The sequence below is a fragment of the Enterobacter sp. ZOR0014 genome, from assembly GCF_000798855.1.
Classification (GTDB): Bacteria; Pseudomonadota; Gammaproteobacteria; order Enterobacterales; family Enterobacteriaceae; genus Enterobacter; species Enterobacter kobei.
Window position 1 is genome coordinate 1 of record NZ_JTLF01000314.1, and the last position, 607, is coordinate 607.

1 protein-coding gene is annotated in these 607 nt (G+C 49.9%); it reads left to right on the top strand.

The window, feature by feature from the left end:
• The coding region (locus tag L977_RS24790; RefSeq protein WP_047626383.1) for a hypothetical protein at positions 1 to 560 on the top strand (560 nt) is incomplete at its 5' end.
• Between the last annotated feature and the right edge of the window lie 47 nt (positions 561 to 607).

A 607-nucleotide genomic window follows, 5' to 3' on the forward strand; every position in this document is an offset into this window, starting at 1 on the left:
AGAAGCCGCTGGCGAGCCTGCTGGCCAGCGGTCTGGCGATGGTGAGCCAGGGGACGACGGTTATTTTACCGGCAGTAGAAAAAGGGCTGGAGGCCGGTAAGCTTACGGTTTCATGGGTCAAGGGCGTTGGGGCGGTAGCGGGTGGGTTTGCTTCGGCGATTTCGGTGTTTACTGATGGTGCTTCAGCAGTAGATGAATTTAAGAATAAACGTTTTTGCCTGATGGGTGTGATGGTGTTGAAAACTTTTGTAGATGGACTGGCTGTCACAAAATCAGTTGGTCTTCTGCTGGAACAGTTTAGTAGACCGATGGCTAAAAAAGTAGCCGGAAAAATTACAGGTTTTTTGGCCTGGGAGTTTTTAGGGATCCGAATACTTGCAGTACTGATGACCTGGGAGGCGATGGTGGCAATAACTTTGTTGCAGGTGGTAGTGACCTGGATGTCGGACGACGAGCTTCAGATATGGTGTGAGAAATGCGTATTTGGCACAGCGCCATTCAACCGCAGCGTGTCAGACCAGAATAAAGCCCTGGAAGCGGCGATAAAGGATATTTCATGAGTTCAGTTGAAAATCAGCAGGTATGCTCCCGGTTTGTTGAGCCAGAG